This is a genomic window from Camelimonas abortus, from assembly GCF_042432745.1.
Taxonomy (GTDB): Bacteria; Pseudomonadota; Alphaproteobacteria; order Rhizobiales; family Beijerinckiaceae; genus Camelimonas; species Camelimonas abortus.
Genome location: NZ_JBHLWR010000006.1, coordinates 1660253 through 1675254, shown reverse-complemented (window position 1 = coordinate 1675254; position 15002 = coordinate 1660253). Strand labels below are relative to the sequence as shown.

Below are 15002 nucleotides of genomic sequence, written 5' to 3'. Positions count from 1 at the left end.
CCCCGACCCGCGATCTCACCGCCGCACGCGGCGACGACCTTTCTGCGCGCCCGGCCCGCGCCGGCCGGGGCAGGCGGCGCGGCCGCGCCGGGGCCGCGCAGGCCGGGGGCTCCGGCGCCGCCGCCGCTGCGGCGACCGTCGCCCCGGCGCCTGCTTCCATGGCGGACGGCGGGGGCGCGCGCCCGGCGGAGGCGGAGCTCGCGGCGGCGCTGCTCGCCTGGTATGACGCCAGCCGCCGCGCGCTGCCGTGGCGGGCGCCGCCGGGCGAACGCAGCGACCCGTACCGGGTGTGGCTGTCCGAGATCATGCTGCAGCAGACCACGGTCACGGCGGCGCAGCCCTATTTCATCCGCTTCCTGAAACGCTTTCCGGACGTGCGGGCGCTGGCGGCGGCTCCGGTGGAGGGGGTGATGCAGGCCTGGGCGGGGCTGGGCTATTACTCGCGCGCCCGCAACCTGCACGCCTGCGCCCGCGTCATCGTCAACGAGCTGGGCGGCCGCTTCCCGGACACCATCGCCGGGCTGGAGGCCCTGCCCGGAGTCGGCCCCTATACGGCGGCGGCCATCGCCGCCATCGCCTTCGGTCTGCCGGCGGCGGCGGTGGACGGCAATGTGGAGCGGGTCATCAGCCGGTATTACCGGGTGGAGGAGCCGCTGCCGGGGGCGAAGCCGCGCGTCCGGGCGCTGGCGCAGGCGCTGGTTCCGCAGCGTCGGCCCGGAGATTTCGCCCAGGCGATGATGGATCTGGGCGCGACGGTGTGTACGCCGCGGGGCCCCTCCTGCGGGCTGTGTCCGTGGCGGGCGGGCTGCGGCGCCCATGCGGCCGGCGACATGGAGACGTTTCCGCGCAAGGCGCCGAAGAAAGCGGTTCCCCAGCGTTATGGCGCCGCCTTCGTGCTGGTGCGCGACGACGGCGCGGTGCTGCTGCGCGTGCGCCCGCCCCGGGGGCTGCTGGGCGGCATGGACGAACCGCCGGGCAGCGACTGGCGGGAGGCGCCGGCGCCGCCGGAGGCCGCCGCGCTGCTGGCGGAGGCGCCGTTTCCCGCCCGCTGGCGCGCGGCGCCGGGCGCGGTGCGCCACGTCTTCACCCACTTCCGCCTCACCCTGACGGTGTTCGTGGCGCCGGCCCCGCCAGATTTCGTTCCGCCGCCGGGCTGCCGGTGGGAGCCGCGGCGCAGTCTCGCCGCCGCGGCCTTGCCCAATGTGATGCGCAAGGCGGTGGCCCACGGGCTGGATTGTCTGTCCAGGGACTGGCGGCGCCTGGAGCGCGCTGGCGCCGGCAAGATCTCCGGCGCGGGGGAGTAATCGTGACGCGCTTCCGGTAACCGGATGCTGAGTCAAAATCTATATCATTCGCCCTGATTTTTGTATATTTTATGCATTGGCTGGAGGTTCCGGGCTTTTTGTTTTGCCGCCTTGTTTTTGCTGCAGTCCTGTTCCGGCGCCTGTTCCGCATCACGCGGCCTCACCGGTTCCGACTGATCGGGTCAGGCGCGCTCCCGCTGCCGGGGCCACGGCGGTTATTCTCATTTGCGCGGCGACATCTCGCGTTTTTGGTTCCGCGCCGAAATATTTTCAGGTGAAACAGGCAGATTTTCGACGTCGGCGTCGCGCGCATCCGGGGCGGATGACGGGAGGGGCGGTGATGGCAAGGGTTTAATTGCTGTAACGTTATCGCCGCATTTTTGCCGCCCGGAATCAGGGAAAACGGCATGTCAGTCTGAAGGGACCTGGATTCTGTGGCCGCTCCGGAAAGGGCGGCGCCGTTGCGATCGACCTTCCAGTTATCGTGTGCAGAAGCAGACAGGGCGTCGCCATGGCGCGCCTATTGGCCATTTCTCCCTGGCGCGGCGTCATTGCTTGTGTTTTGCATGTCTTCTCATGGGCATGATGACACGCCGTTTCATGCGGCGTGTTTTTCTCGCGTGGCCTGACACGGCGTCAGTCGCGGCGGCGGCGGCGAACAAAAAAGCCGGCGGTCGCCGGCTTTCTGGACTGGGCGTCAGGAGGCGTGCGTGCTTTACGCCGCGGCCGCGTGGGTCTGGCGGTACTGGCTGCGCAGCGCGTCGATGAAAATGCGCCGGCCGTCGCGCTCGATCATCCAGTAGGTCCAGCCGTTGCAGCTGGGCAGGCCCTGGGAGAGCGCGCCGATCTTGTGAATGGAGCCGACCGCCGGGCCCAGCTGCAGGGTGCCGTCGGCCCGCACCAGGGCGCGGTGGCGGCGCTTTTCGTCCTCCAGCACTTCGCCCGGAGCGATCAGCCCGGCCTCGATCAGCGACAGGAAGGCGACGCGCGGCTCCGAGCGTTTCGCCGGCGCAGCAGCCACCGCCTGCGGATCGACCGGCGTCGCCGCCGCCACCCGCCGGCGCGCCGCCTCGGCGTACGCCGGATCGCGCTCGATGCCGATGAAATGGCGGCCCAGCTTTTTCGCCACCGCGGCGGTGGTGCCTGTGCCGAGGAACGGGTCCAGAATCACGTCGCCAGGGTTGGACGAGGCCAGCAGCACGCGCGCCAGCAGCGCCTCCGGCTTCTGGGTGGGGTGCAGCTTGCGGCCGGCGTCGTCCTTCAGCCGCTCCTCGCCCGTGCACAGCGGGATAAACCAGTCCGAGCGCATCTGCAGGTCGTCATTGCCGCCCTTCAGCGCCTCATAGTGGAAGGTGTAGCGCTTCGAGCGGGTCGGCGTCGCCCAGATCAGCGTCTCATGGGCGTTGGTGAAGCGCCGGCCGCGGAAGTTCGGCATCGGGTTGGCCTTGCGCCAGATGATGTCGTTGAGGATCCAGTAGCCGAGATCCTGCAGGATGGCGCCGACGCGGAACACGTTGTGATAGGAGCCGATGACCCACAGCGCCCCGTCCGGCTTCAGCACCCGCCGGCACTCGGCCAGCCAGGCGCGGGTGAAGGCGTCGTATTCGGCGAAGGAGCCGAACCTGTCCCAGTCGTCGTCGACCCCGTCCACCAGGCTGTTGTCCGGGCGCGTCAGGGCGCCTTCCAGCTGAAGGTTGTAGGGCGGATCGGCGAACACCAGGTCGACGCTGGCCGCGGGCAGGCGCCGCAGCTCCTCGATGCAGTCGCCGACGATGATGCGGTCCGGCGCGAGCGGCGCGGCGGCGGGGGCGGAAGCCGGCAGGACGGCTGGCGCCGCCAGCCCGGTACGCACTACCCTGATCCGGGAACTGACGCCAGCGGTCCTTGCGCGTGAAGCTTCCATGTCGCCCTGCCGGTTACGCAACTCACAGGGGCATGGTGAATCGACGGGGTAAAGGCGAGGTTCACGCCGCCGCCGCGCCGTCCCGATACGGCACAGCCGCGCCGCGGCCGCCGGCGCGGCAGGCGCCCGTTAAACCGCCGCTAACCATCCGCCGCCGGGAGCGGCGATGCGGACGCGGGCGGCGTCAGGCGTGCTGGTCCGCGTCAAGCGCGAGCTGCGCGGCGGCGGGCGAGTTCGGCGGCGCAGTCCGGGCGCTGGCGCAGCGGCGCGAAGCTGAAGCGGTGCCAGCGGCTTGGCCCCAGCCGCTCTATGGCGGCCCGGTGGGCGGCGCTGGCGTAGCCCATGTGCCTGCCGAAGCCGTAGCCGGGGCAGACGCGCTCCAGCAGCGCCATCATGCGGTCGCGCGTGACCTTGGCGACGATGGAGGCGGCGGCGATGGAGGCGACCAGGGCGTCGCCGCCGATCACCGCCTCGGTCTCGCAGGGGAGGGCCGGCCGGTCGCGGCCGTCCACGAACACGAAGGCCGGCGGCGCGCCGAGCGCCGCGACCGCGCGCGCCATGGCGGCGAGCGACGCCCTGCGGATGTCCGTGGCGTCGATTTCTTCCGCCGGCGCGCTGGCCGCCGCCACATGCAGGGCCCTGGCCATGATGTCGTCGTAGAGCCGCTCCCGCGCCGCCCTGGTCAGCTGCTTGCTGTCATTGAGCCCGGCGGGAACGTCGTCCGGATTGAGAATCACCGCCGCGGCCACCACCGGCCCGGCCAGCGGGCCGCGCCCGACTTCATCGACGCCGGCCACCGGCCAGACGCCGCGCAGAAGCAGCCGCCGCTCGCGGTCGAACGGGAGGCCCCCGCCGCCGGCGAGCGGCAGGGCGGGGGCGGCAGAATCAGGAAGAGCCTTGCGCGCCATCGCCCAGCTGTGGACCGGCGCCGTCGCCGGATCAAGCCGCGGCCGGCGCCGGCCCCGGCGCGGACGACGGTCGCCGCGGGACGCCGCCCGGCCGTCGCTCCGGGGAATGCGGCCGGGCGCGCGCCGCGCATGGGCCGGCGCATCCCCGCCGCCCTCCGGCCATGGCGGAGCAGGGATCACCCTCCGCCTGGAACGGCGCCGGCCATGTCCGCCCCTGTTCCCGCCCGAAGGGGGCGGACGCCGGCGCCCTGTCCCCGGCTCCGGTTCTGCATGCCGTTGTCGACGAAGGCGAGGCCGTCGGGATCGCCGGTCGGCCGCGGCGCCGGTCGCCGGGGCGCCGCTTCGCCGCGCCGCGGAGCGGGGCGCGGCGGCGCCTCATCCGCGCCGAACAGCGACATCTGCCCGTTCATCTCCGCCGCGGACGGCGGGCGGAACTGGCTCACGTCCAGCCGCAGCCGCGTCTGGTTGAGGCCGATGCGGGCGCAGGCCAGCTGGAAGCGCCGGCCGGTCATCCACGCATAGGGCCCCGAGCCGGTCATGCGCTCCCCCCATGCGGCGTCATAATCCCTGCCGCCGCGTGACTGGCGCATCAGCGCCCGCGCCCGCCGCGCCTTCTCCGGCCAGCTGGTCTCCAGCCATGTCCACATCGAATCACGCACCTCATGGGGCAGGCGCAGCATCACATAGCCGGCCTCGCGCGCGCCGGCGGCGTGGGCCGCCTCGAGAATGCGCTCGATCTCGTCGTCATTGACCCCGGGAATCACCGGCGCGGTCATCACCGCCACCGGAACGCCCGCCCCGGCGAGACTGCGCATGGCCGCCAGCCGCTTCGCCGGCGTCGCCGCCCGCGGCTCCATCGAGCGGGCGAGGGCGGGGTCCAGCGTCGTCACCGACAGCGCCACCTTCACCAGATTGCGCGCCGCCATGCGCGCCAGGATGTCGATGTCGCGGGTGATGAGCGCCGACTTGGTGACGATGCCGACCGGATGGTTGCAGCGCTCCAGCACCTCCAGCACCTGGCGGGTGATCCGGAACCGCTTTTCAATCGGCTGGTAGGGATCCGTATTGGTGCCCATGGCGATGACGCGCGGGGCGTAGCCCTTCGCCGCCAGCTCCTTCTCCAGCAGCTTCGCCGCGTCCGGCTTGGCGAACAGCCGGGTCTCGAAATCCAGCCCCGGCGACAGGCCCATATAGGCGTGGGTCGGCCGGGCGAAGCAGTAAACGCAGCCGTGTTCGCAGCCGCGATAGGGGTTGACGGAGCGGTCGAAGGAAATGTCCGGCGATGCGTTGCGGGTGATGATGGTCCGCGGCTTCTCGATGGTCACCTCGGTGCGCAGCGGCGGCAGGTCCTCCAGCGAGCCCCAGCCGTCGTCGGCCAGCTCGCGGACGCAGGGCTCGAAGCGCCCGTCCGGATTGATCAGCGCGCCGCGGCCGCGCCGCCGCTCCGCCGGAATGATCTGGCGCGCGCGCCACGGCGCGTCCGCCGCCGGCTGGTCCGCGGCCGGTCTTTCGGGAGCGCCGTCGCACGCGCCCGCCGGCCCGCCCGCGGCTGGAAGCCGGGCGCCGCGCCAGCGCCGGGAATATGTCGCCTGGGCCATGGTGGGTCTTCCTCGGATGAGTCTCCTGGGGTGAGTCTCCTAGGCGTCGCGCCTGTCCCATCATAAGAACAAAATGTGAACAAATGCAATTCCACGCCCGCGGCCGGTGCGGCGAGGCTCCGGCGGGCTCCTGAACGGCGCGGCGGCGAAGCCACAGGCCCGGCAGTTCACAACCGGTCCGGATTGACGCAACAATGATGAGGCTGAAGAACTTGTCGCCGTGGCGTCAGCACAGGGAGAGCGCAGCATGCGCTGGGACGATTTTCGCGTGTCGACCAATGTCGACGACCGGCGCGGTCAGGGCCCCACGGGCGGCGGCATGCTGCCTGGCGGTCGCGGCGGTCTCGGGCTGGGCGCGATCGTCGCGCTCGGGCTCCTGGGCTGGGCGCTGGGCATTGACCCGCGGCTGCTGATCACCGGGGCCGAGATTCTCAGCGGAGGCGCGCCTTACGGCCAGCAGGCGCCGGCGCCCCGGCAGGACCGCCCCTCCGGCCCGCCGCAGGACCAGACGGGCCGGTTCGCCGCAGCCATCCTCGGCAACACCGAGGACGTGTGGAAGGCGGAGCTGCCGCGCCAGGCGGGGGTGCGCTACCAGGAGCCGCGCATGGTGCTGTTCTCCGGGGCGACGCGCTCCGGCTGCGGCATGGCGCAGTCGGCCATGGGGCCGTTCTACTGCCCGCTCGACCGCACCGTTTACATTGATCTCTCCTTTTTCCAGGAGATGCGCCGCCGCTTCGGCGTCGACGGCGACTTCGCCTACGCCTATGTGCTCGCCCATGAGGTGGGCCACCACGTGCAGAACCTGCTGGGGGTGCTGGAGCAGGCCGAGAGCGCCAAGCGCGGCCGCGCCCGCGCGGAGGCCAACGCCATCTCCGTGCGCGTGGAGCTGATGGCCGACTGCCTCGCCGGCGTGTGGGCCTATAACAGTGACCAGCGGTACAATTCGCTGGAGGAGGGCGACGTCGAAAAGGCGATGAAGGCCGCCTCAGCCATCGGCGACGACCGGCTGCAGAAGCAGGCCCAGGGCTATGCGGTGCCGGACAGCTTCACTCACGGCACCTCGGCGCAGCGCGTGCGCTGGTTCATGACCGGGCTGAAAAGCGGCCGCGTCGCCGCCTGCGACACCTTCAGCCAGAAGGACCTGTGACGTGAGGCGGGCGGCGGGGCCTCAGCCCTGGTCCGTTCCGTCCAGCGCCATCTTCACGGCGAGGAAATCGCGCCAGGCAAGGCGTTTCTGCAACGGCGAGCGCAGCAGATAGGCCGGATGCAGCGTCGGCATGGCGCGAATCCGCCGCTCGCCCGCCTGGCAGACGCTCCAGCGGCCGCGCACCCGCAGGATGCCATCGCGCACGCCCAGCAGCGCCTGCGCCGCGGGGCCGCCCAGACACACCAGCACCTGCGGATTCACCAGCTCGATCTGCCGTTCGATGAACGGCCGGCAGATGGCCGATTCCTGCGGCGTGGGCGTGCGGTTGCCCGGCGGGCGCCACGGCACGGTGTTGGCGATGAACACCGACGAACGGTCATGGCCGATGGCGGCCAGCATGCGGTCCAGCAGCTGGCCGGAGCGGCCGACGAAGGGGCGGCCGATGCGGTCCTCCTCCGCTCCGGGCGCCTCGCCCACCAGCATCAGCCGCGCGTTGGCCACGCCGTCGGCGAACACCAGCTGTTTCGCCGTGCGCTTCAGGGCGCAGCCTTCAAACTGCTCCATGGCGGCGCGCAGCTCGTCGAGGGTGCGCGCCGCGCGCGCCAGGGCGCCCGCCTGCAGCGCCAGCTCCTCCGCGCCGCTGGCGAGCCCCGGCGCCGCGGCCGGCGCGGCGACAGGCGCGGGCGCGGCGGGGGCTGGCGGCGGCGCCGGCTGCGGCGCGGCCGCAGGGGGCGCCTCCGCCCCCGGAGCGCCAGCGGGGCGGGCAGGGCCGGCGGTGAGCCACGCCGGGGCGAAGCGCGCGGGCGGCTGGCCGGCCTCGGCGAAACGGTCGTGCGGGGTTTCGTCCAGCACCCAGTCGGCGCCGGATTCGGCGTGGAACGCCAGGAGCCGCTCGAGCTCGGCAAGGTCAGGGATGGGCGGGGCCGCTGTGTCGCCGGTCATGGGCCAATCTTACGCCAGCGCGCGGCCGCGCGCGAGCCGGCCGCGCGCTGGCGCAATCATCCGGAACGGCCGTCGCCGGCGCGCCAGGGGCGGAACATCCGCCGCCGTTCATGCGTCTGTTGCATGGGAGGCGCGGCGGGTCGGCGAAATTGACGCAGGCGCAACCGGCGCCAGGCCGTTGCTCCACATCAGTTCTTGTGACACTGCCTCGAATGGTTCAAAAGTGAACGGTATCTGTCCGCGCGACGCCCTGCCGGCGTGGCGCGGCGCCCGGTTGCGCCGGCGCGCGGCGCGGGCGATATCCGTGGATGTAACCGGCCATTAACCGGCGTTTGCATTGAACGGGACAGGATTTTGCGGCAGCCAGGGCGGCGCGCGCAGCCTGGCTGCAGGGGAATGGGCGTCCGGCGGCGCGCGCCGCGCCAGCGGGCGGGGGCGGCCTTTCGCCCTTTCGCCCGTGCGTGAACAGGAAGTGGTTGGGGGCAGGGCCCGCGCGCCGGCGCGGCCGGCTCCAGGTGCAGCATCGACGCGTTTCGCGCGGCGGGTCTTGTCCCTCCCCGTGAAACGTCCAGGAGACGATCCGGAGGAGCAACGGGATGGAACTGCCTGAACGCGAGGGTATGGATTACGATGTCGTGATCGTCGGCGGCGGCCCCGCCGGCCTGTCGGCAGCGATCCGCCTGAAACAGCTCGCGCACGAGGCCGGAACGGACATCTCGGTCGTGCTTGTGGAGAAGGGCTCGGAAATCGGCGCCCACATCCTCTCCGGCGCCGTGATCGACCCCATCGGCCTGGACCGGCTCATTCCGGAGTGGCGCGAAGATCCCGACCGGCCGCTGAAGACCGAGGTCACCGACGACCGCTTCTACTACCTCGGTCCGGCCGGCGGCGTGCGCCTGCCGAATTTCGCCATGCCGAAGCTGATGAACAACCACGGCAACTTCATCGGTTCGCTCGGCAACGTCACCCGCTACCTCGCCGCCAGGGCCGAGGCGCTGGGCGTGGAGATCTATCCGGGCTTCCCGGCCGCCGAAGTGCTCTACAATGACAAGGGCGCGGTGATCGGCGTCGCCACCGGCGACATGGGCGTGGGCCGCGACGGCAAGCCCAAGAGCGACTTCACCCGCGGCATGGAGCTGCGCGGCAAGTACACCCTGCTGGCCGAAGGCGCCCGCGGCAGCCTCTCCAAGGAGGTCATCCGCCGCTTCGACCTGCGCGCCAGGTCGGATTACGACAAGTACGGCATCGGCCTGAAGGAGCTGTGGCAGGTCGATCCGGCCAGGCACCGTCCGGGCCTGGTGCAGCACTCCTTCGGCTGGCCGCTGGACAACAGGACCGGCGGCGGCTCGTTCCTCTATCACTTCGAGGACAACCTCGTCGCCATCGGCTTCGTCGTCCATCTGAACTACGAGAACCCGACCCTGTCGCCGTTCGACGAGTTCCAGCGGATGAAGCAGCATCCGCTGATCCGCGAGACGCTGGAGGGCGGCAAGCGCCTCGCCTATGGCGCCCGCGCCATCACCGAGGGCGGCTGGCAGTCGGTGCCGAAGCTGTGCTTCCCGGGCGGCGCGCTCATCGGCTGCGCGGCAGGCTTCGTCAACGTGCCGCGCATCAAGGGCTCGCACAACGCCATGCTCTCCGGCATGCTGGCGGCGGAGAAGGCGTTCGCCGCCGTGCAGGCCGGCCGCGAGCATGACGAGCTGATGGAGTACGAGAACGCCTGGCGCGCCTCGGCCGTCGGCCGGGACCTGAAGAAGGTCCGCAACGTCAAGCCGCTGTGGTCGCGCTTCGGCACCCGCCTCGGCGTGGTGTTCGGCGGTCTCGACATGTGGACCAACGAGCTGTTCGGCTTCTCCTTCTTCGGCACGCTGAAGCACGGCAAGCCGGACTACGCCACGCTGAAGCCGCTCTCCGACGTGAAGCCGATCGTCTATCCCAGGCCGGACGGCGTCATCTCCTTCGACAAGCTCTCCTCGGTGTTCCTGTCGAACACCAACCATGAGGAGGACCAGCCGGTTCACCTCAAGCTGAAGGATCCGTCGGTCCCGGTGAAGGAGAACCTGCCGAAATACGGCGAGCCGGCGCGGCTCTACTGCCCGGCGGGGGTGTATGAGATCGTCTATGACGACGAGGCGACCAGGAGCAATCCGCGCTTCGTCATCAACGCCCAGAACTGCGTGCACTGCAAGACGTGCGACATCAAGGATCCGGCCCAGAACATCAACTGGACCACGCCGGAAGGCGGCGGCGGACCCAATTACCCGAACATGTGATCCATGCGAAGCGGCGGGCAGGGCCCGCCGCTTTTGCGTCTTGGGGGGCGCGCCCGCCGGGCGGGCGGTGGAGAAGTCCGCCCGCCTTGCTCCGGGGACCCAAAAGCGCCATTGTTTTTTCCACCCTTGCAGGGGGCGCCGGGAATCGCCCGGCGCGATGTTCCGGCGACAATCATGACCGACGCGCCCTTTCGCCGACGGCCGCTCACCGCCGGGCAAGACGCGGGAGGCGGGGCGGCGGCCAGGGCCATCCCGGAAAAACCAGCGAGTAGCCAGTGATACGACTGTTCCGGCGCCCTTCGGGGTTCGTTCGTTCCGTGAGCGCGATGGCGCTCGCCGTCGCGTTCGTCGCTCCACTCGCGCTTCCGGCCGTCGTCGCCGTTCCGGCGATGGCGGCGCAGGATCCTGGAGCGGACGGCGGCGCCGGCGGGACGCTCCCGGTCGCCAGCAGCCTGGAGGGCAACTATCTCGCCGCGCTGGTGGCGGGCGCCTCCCGCGACGCCACCGCCGCCGCGCGCTATTTCGGCGCCGCGCTGCGCGCCGATCCGCGCAACCGCGACCTCCAGGAACGGGCGTTCATCGCCTTCCTCGCCAGCGGCGAGATGGACCAGGCCTTCGCCACGGCGCGGAAAATCGTCGTCCGTGATCCGGAGAACGCCCTGGCGCGGCTGGCGCTGGGCGTGCGCGATTTCCGCGAGGGCAAGTACGCGCAGGCGCGCAACCAGTTCCGCCGCAGCGGCGGCGGCGGGCCGGTGGACGTCACCGCCACGCTGCTCACCGCCTGGGCCTGGGCCGGCTCCAGCGACACCCGCAAGGCGCTGCAGACCGTGGACCGGCTGCGCGGCGTCAACGCCTTCACCCTGTTCCGCGAATATCACGGCGGGCTGATCGCCGCCCTCGGCGGGCCGAAATTCCAGAAGGAGGCGGACCAGCGCCTCTCCGCCACCTACGCCCTGGAGCGCACCACGTTGCGGGTGGTGGACGCCTATGGCCGCTATCTCGCCCGCAGCGGCGACCGCGACGCCGCCATGGCCGCCTATGAGGCGTTCCTGAAGCTCGCGCCGCGCCAGCCCATCGCCCAGGCGGCGCTGGAGGCGCTCAGGAAGGGCGAGCCGCTGCCGCTGGTGGTGAACGATCCGCGCCAGGGCGCCGCCGAGGTGCTCTATGGCCTCGGCGCCGCCGGCAACCAGCAGGGCGACGAGCTGGCGGCGATGATCTACCTGCAGCTCTCGCTCTATCTTGAGCCGCACAATGAAATGGCGCTGGTGACGCTGGCCGACATCTACGAGCGGCTGCGCAAGTTCGAGGACGCGCTGGCGGTTTACCGGAAGATTCCGGCGGATTCGCCCATGCGGCTGATGGCCGACATCCAGACCGGCCTCGCCCTCGAGAACCTCGGCCGCAAGGAGGAGGCGGAGCAGCACCTGAAGCAGCTCATCGCCGCGCGGCCCGACGACGTGGACGCGCCCGCCGCCCTCGGCGCCATCTATCGCGGCCGCAAGGAGTGGCTGAAGGCGGTGGAGGCCTATGACGCCGCCATCTCCCGCATCGGCCGGCCGGAGCAGCGGTTCTGGTCGCTGTTCTTCTTCCGCGGCATGTCGCACGAGCGGGCCCGGCAGTGGCCGAAGGCCGAGGAGGACCTGAAGAAGGCGCTGGAGCTGGTTCCGGACGGGGACGGACGCGAGCGCGCCGCCGTGCTGAACTACCTCGGCTATTCCTGGGTGGACCAGAACAGGAACCTCAAGGAAGCCTTCGACATGCTGCACAAGGCCGTGGCGCTGCGCCCGCGCGACGGCTACATCGTCGACAGCCTCGGCTGGGCCTATTACCGCCTCGGCCGTTATGACGACGCGGTGCGCGAGCTTGAGCGCGCCATCGCGCTCAAGCCCTCCGATCCCACCATCAACGACCACCTCGGCGACGCCTACTGGAAGACCGGCCGCAAGCTGGAGGCGCGGTTCCAGTGGAATCACGCCCGCGATCTCGATCCGGAGCCGGACGAACTGCCGAAGATCCTGGAGAAAATCGCCAACGGCCTGCCCGACGACGGGCCGGCCAGGGACGCGCAGGCCCCGCAGCCGGCGTCCGCGGAAGGCGCTTCCGGCGCGCGGCCGGAAGGCGCGGAGCAGCCGCCGCAGCCGAAGCCGGCCCCTGACGACCGCGGCGCCGCTCCGGCCGCGCCTGCCGGCGCCGCGACCGGCGGGCGGCCCGCCGCCGGCGACAGGGACGCCGCGGCGCCAGCGCCGAAGCCGCTGCCGGAGGACAGGCCGGCGCCCGCCGCTGGCGGCGCGGCCAGCCAGGCGGGCTCCACGACCCCTGGCGGCGCGGCCGGGCAGGGCGGCGACGCCGGCGCCGGAAATGGCGGGGCGACGCCCGCCGGCGGCGCTGCGCCGGCGCCTGGACCGGACGCGCGGCCGCAGGGGGCGCAGGGCGACAGGTAAGCCCTGCCCGCCGGCCGGGGCGGCGCGCGTCGCTCCGGCGTCGCTGTTTCCCGCCGCCGCGCCGGCCCGCTCCTGCGGCGAGGGGCGGGGCCGGTCCGTCGCCGCCTGTCCCGCGGTCCGGGCGGGCGCGCCGGCGCGTTTTCATTTTTCCTGGTGTTCCGATGTCCGCGCTCGCCACCGAGGCGCCCGCCAAGATCAACCTGACCCTGCGCGTGTCCGGCAGGCGCGCCGACGGCTTTCATGAGCTGCTCAGCCTCGTCGCCTTCGCCGCGGAGGCGGACGCGCTGACGCTGGAGCCCGGCGATTCGCTCGCCCTGACGGTGACCGGCGACACCGCCGCCCAGGCCGGGCCAGACGCGGACAATCTGGTGCTGCGGGCGGCGCGGGCGCTTCTGGCGCTGGCTCCGGGGCTGCGCGCCGGCCGGTTTCATCTGGTGAAGCGGCTGCCGGCGGCGGCGGGCATAGGCGGCGGCTCCTCCGACGCCGCCGCGGCGCTGCGGCTGCTGGCGCGTCTCAACGGCCTTGCGGCTGATGATCCGCGGCTGCTTCAGGCGGCGCGGACCACCGGCGCGGACGTGCCTGTATGTCTTGATCCGCGCGGGCGGGTGATGGCGGGCGCTGGCGAGGCGCTGGGGCCGCCGCTGGGCTTCCCGGCCCTGCCGGCGGTGCTGGTCAATCCCGGCGTCGCGGTGGCCACGCCCGCGGTTTTCCGCGCGCTCGCGGCCGGGCCGCTGGATCCGGAGGCGGCGCGGGCGGCGCGCCGGCTGACGCCGGATGTTTCCTCCGCCGCGGCGCTGCGGCGCCATGTGCTGGCCGGGGGCAACGATCTTGAGGCGCCGGCGATGGGCCTGTGCCCGCAGATTGGCGACGCGCTGGCGCTGCTGCGCGCGGACTCTGGCTGCTGGCTGGCCCGCATGTCCGGCTCCGGGGCGACGTGTTTCGGCCTGTTCGACAGCGCCGCCGCAGCGACGGCGGCGGCCGTGCGCCTGCAGGCGGCGCGCCCCGGCTGGTGGGTGCGGGCGACGACGCTCGCCTGAGCGCCCGGCCCGCGTCCACGACGCGCCGCGGCCGGACGGTGGCCGCCGGACGGGCGCCGGCGCCCGTATTCCGTCCGCGCCGTCGCCGCTTAGCTTCCGCGGCCCGCAACGTCATGCCGGGGCTGGCGGGGGCCTCTCCCCCGGTCGCGCCGGCGCGCGGGATGGCGCAAGAGCGGCGGCGCCTGTCCTGCATCCGGACCACGGCGCCCGCCGCTGCGCGACCGCGGACGCCGGGCCAGGCGGTCCGGGCGGGCGGCGCGCCTCAGCGCGGCGCGGCGGCGCGGCGCAGGCGGTCGTTGATCGCCTCGCCGAGCCCGTCCGCCGGAACCGGCGCCACCGCAATGGCCGCGGCGCCGGCGGCGTCCAGCGCCCGCAGCGCGCCGAACAGCCGCGCCGCCGCCTCCGCCAGATCGCCCGACGGGCTGAGATCCGTCACCGCCGCCGCCAGTTCCGTCCCCGGCGGCCGCTGGCCGGCGAAGGTCAGCAGGGCCTCGCCGGGGCGCACCTCCGTCACGTTGAGCCGCACGGCGGCGTTGGGCGCGTAATGCGAGGCCAGCATGCCGGGAGACGCCGGTTTCGCCGGACCGGCGGCGCGATTGTCCGCCAGCGGCCGCCCCAGCGCCGCCTCCAGCTGCGCGCGGGTGACGCCGCCGGGGCGCAGCAGCGTGGCGGCGCCGTCCGCCACCGCCACCACGGTCGACTCCACGCCCACCGCCGTGTCGCCCCCGTCGATCACCGCGTCGATGCGCCCGTCGAGATCAGCCAGCACGTGGGCGGCGCTGGTGGGGCTGACATGGCCGGAACGGTTGGCGGAAGGCGCCACCACCGGCGCGCCGGCCCGCGCCAGCAGGTCGCGGGCGATGTCCGACGCCGGCACGCGCAGCGCCACCGTTTCCAGCCCCGCCGTGGCCAGCGCGCTCACCGGCGAATCCGGCGCCGCCGGCAGCACCAGGGTGAGGGGACCGGGCCAGAACGTCTCCGCCAGACGCAGCGCCAGCGCGTCGAACAGGCCGTAACGGCGGGCGCCGGCCAGGTCCGGAACGTGGACGATCAGCGGATTGAAGGAAGGCCGGCCCTTGGCGGCGTAAACGCGCGCCACGGCCGCGCCATTGGCGGCGTCCGCGCCAAGGCCGTAGACAGTTTCGGTGGGAAAGGCCACCAGCGCGCCGTCGCGCAGCAGCTGCGCGGCCCGCTCCAGGCCGGCGGGGCCGGGGTCCAGTCGCAAGGTGGGCGGGGTCATGCAATAATCCGTGTCTGCCGGCGCGGCCCCTGGCGGCGCGGGCGCCCTGCATCTGGAGCCAATGGCGGCCGCGGTCAATCCCCGCCGCACGGTTAGATGCCGGCGCAACCGGACCAGGTGAAACAAGTTACGGAAACCATTCAAAAAAATTCGCTTCCGGCGCGCTGCGCGCTGGCGTGCGCGCCCGGTTGCCCGTAAACAGTCGCTGT

At 72.5% G+C, this 15002-nt stretch carries 9 protein-coding genes and 1 pseudogene; 5 read left to right on the top strand and 5 right to left on the bottom strand.

Features of this window, described 5'->3' with window-relative positions; genetic code table 11:
- The first annotated feature begins 158 nt into the window (after positions 1–158).
- Positions 159–1304 (top strand): A/G-specific adenine glycosylase, encoded by a 1146-nt coding sequence (mutY, locus tag ACFFJB_RS09570; RefSeq protein ID WP_376830996.1) that lies wholly within the window; start codon positions 159–161, stop codon positions 1302–1304.
- 715 nt (positions 1305–2019) lie between these two features.
- Here mutY and ACFFJB_RS09565 read toward each other — a convergent pair.
- The 3 genes and pseudogenes from ACFFJB_RS09565 to ACFFJB_RS09555 all read right to left on the bottom strand — a co-directional run.
- Positions 2020–3207, bottom strand: a complete 1188-nt coding sequence (locus ACFFJB_RS09565; protein ID WP_376830994.1) for a site-specific DNA-methyltransferase — start codon at positions 3205–3207, stop codon at positions 2020–2022.
- Positions 3208–3410: 203 nt separating this feature from the next.
- Positions 3411–4115 (bottom strand): ribonuclease HII, encoded by a 705-nt coding sequence (rnhB, locus tag ACFFJB_RS09560; protein WP_376830992.1) that lies wholly within the window; start codon positions 4113–4115, stop codon positions 3411–3413.
- Positions 4116–4501: 386 nt separating this feature from the next.
- Positions 4502–5713, bottom strand: a pseudogene (locus tag ACFFJB_RS09555) (PA0069 family radical SAM protein); the annotation flags it as partial.
- Positions 5714–5960: 247 nt separating this feature from the next.
- On the opposite strand from ACFFJB_RS09555, the gene ypfJ reads away from it, so the two are divergent.
- Positions 5961–6860, top strand: coding sequence for a KPN_02809 family neutral zinc metallopeptidase (ypfJ, locus tag ACFFJB_RS09550; protein ID WP_376830990.1), 900 nt, complete (start codon positions 5961–5963; stop codon positions 6858–6860).
- A gap of 21 nt (positions 6861–6881) precedes the next feature.
- On the opposite strand, the gene ACFFJB_RS09545 is transcribed toward ypfJ, so the two are convergent.
- Entirely contained in the window at positions 6882–7802 is a 921-nt protein-coding gene (locus tag ACFFJB_RS09545; RefSeq protein ID WP_376830988.1) for a uracil-DNA glycosylase, read from the bottom strand.
- A gap of 596 nt (positions 7803–8398) precedes the next feature.
- On the opposite strand from ACFFJB_RS09545, the gene ACFFJB_RS09540 reads away from it, so the two are divergent.
- The 3 genes from ACFFJB_RS09540 (at position 8399) to ACFFJB_RS09530 (ending at position 13553) form a co-directional block, all read left to right on the top strand.
- On the top strand, positions 8399–10075 hold the full coding sequence (locus ACFFJB_RS09540; RefSeq protein WP_376830986.1) for an electron transfer flavoprotein-ubiquinone oxidoreductase: 1677 nt from the start codon (positions 8399–8401) through the stop codon (positions 10073–10075).
- A gap of 326 nt (positions 10076–10401) precedes the next feature.
- A complete protein-coding gene (locus ACFFJB_RS09535) occupies positions 10402–12516 on the top strand; it encodes a tetratricopeptide repeat protein (RefSeq protein WP_376832625.1) in 2115 nt (704 codons plus the stop codon).
- A gap of 161 nt (positions 12517–12677) precedes the next feature.
- Positions 12678–13553: a 4-(cytidine 5'-diphospho)-2-C-methyl-D-erythritol kinase gene (locus tag ACFFJB_RS09530; RefSeq protein WP_376830984.1), complete on the top strand. Its 876-nt coding sequence runs from the start codon at positions 12678–12680 to the stop codon at positions 13551–13553.
- Positions 13554–13815: 262 nt separating this feature from the next.
- Here the strand turns inward: ACFFJB_RS09530 and ACFFJB_RS09525 are convergent, their stop codons facing one another.
- Positions 13816–14793 carry an L-threonylcarbamoyladenylate synthase gene (locus tag ACFFJB_RS09525; protein ID WP_376830982.1) on the bottom strand — a complete coding sequence of 326 codons (978 nt, stop codon included), beginning with the start codon at positions 14791–14793 and terminating at the stop codon, positions 13816–13818.
- Positions 14794–15002 lie beyond the last annotated feature (209 nt).

Bases quoted from the DNA above. Each gene is read 5' to 3' on its own strand.
- mutY (WP_376830996.1), top strand. From the start codon at position 159: ATGGCGGACGGCGGGGGCGCGCGCCCGGCGGAGGCGGAGCTCGCGGCG.
- ACFFJB_RS09565 (WP_376830994.1), bottom strand. From the start codon at position 3,207: ATGGAAGCTTCACGCGCAAGGACCGCTGGCGTCAGTTCCCGGATCAGG.
- rnhB (WP_376830992.1), bottom strand. From the start codon at position 4,115: ATGGCGCGCAAGGCTCTTCCTGATTCTGCCGCCCCCGCCCTGCCGCTC.
- ypfJ (WP_376830990.1), top strand. From the start codon at position 5,961: ATGCGCTGGGACGATTTTCGCGTGTCGACCAATGTCGACGACCGGCGC.
- ACFFJB_RS09545 (WP_376830988.1), bottom strand. From the start codon at position 7,802: ATGACCGGCGACACAGCGGCCCCGCCCATCCCTGACCTTGCCGAGCTC.
- ACFFJB_RS09540 (WP_376830986.1), top strand. From the start codon at position 8,399: ATGGAACTGCCTGAACGCGAGGGTATGGATTACGATGTCGTGATCGTC.
- ACFFJB_RS09535 (WP_376832625.1), top strand. From the start codon at position 10,402: ATGGCGCTCGCCGTCGCGTTCGTCGCTCCACTCGCGCTTCCGGCCGTC.
- ACFFJB_RS09530 (WP_376830984.1), top strand. From the start codon at position 12,678: ATGTCCGCGCTCGCCACCGAGGCGCCCGCCAAGATCAACCTGACCCTG.
- ACFFJB_RS09525 (WP_376830982.1), bottom strand. From the start codon at position 14,793: ATGACCCCGCCCACCTTGCGACTGGACCCCGGCCCCGCCGGCCTGGAG.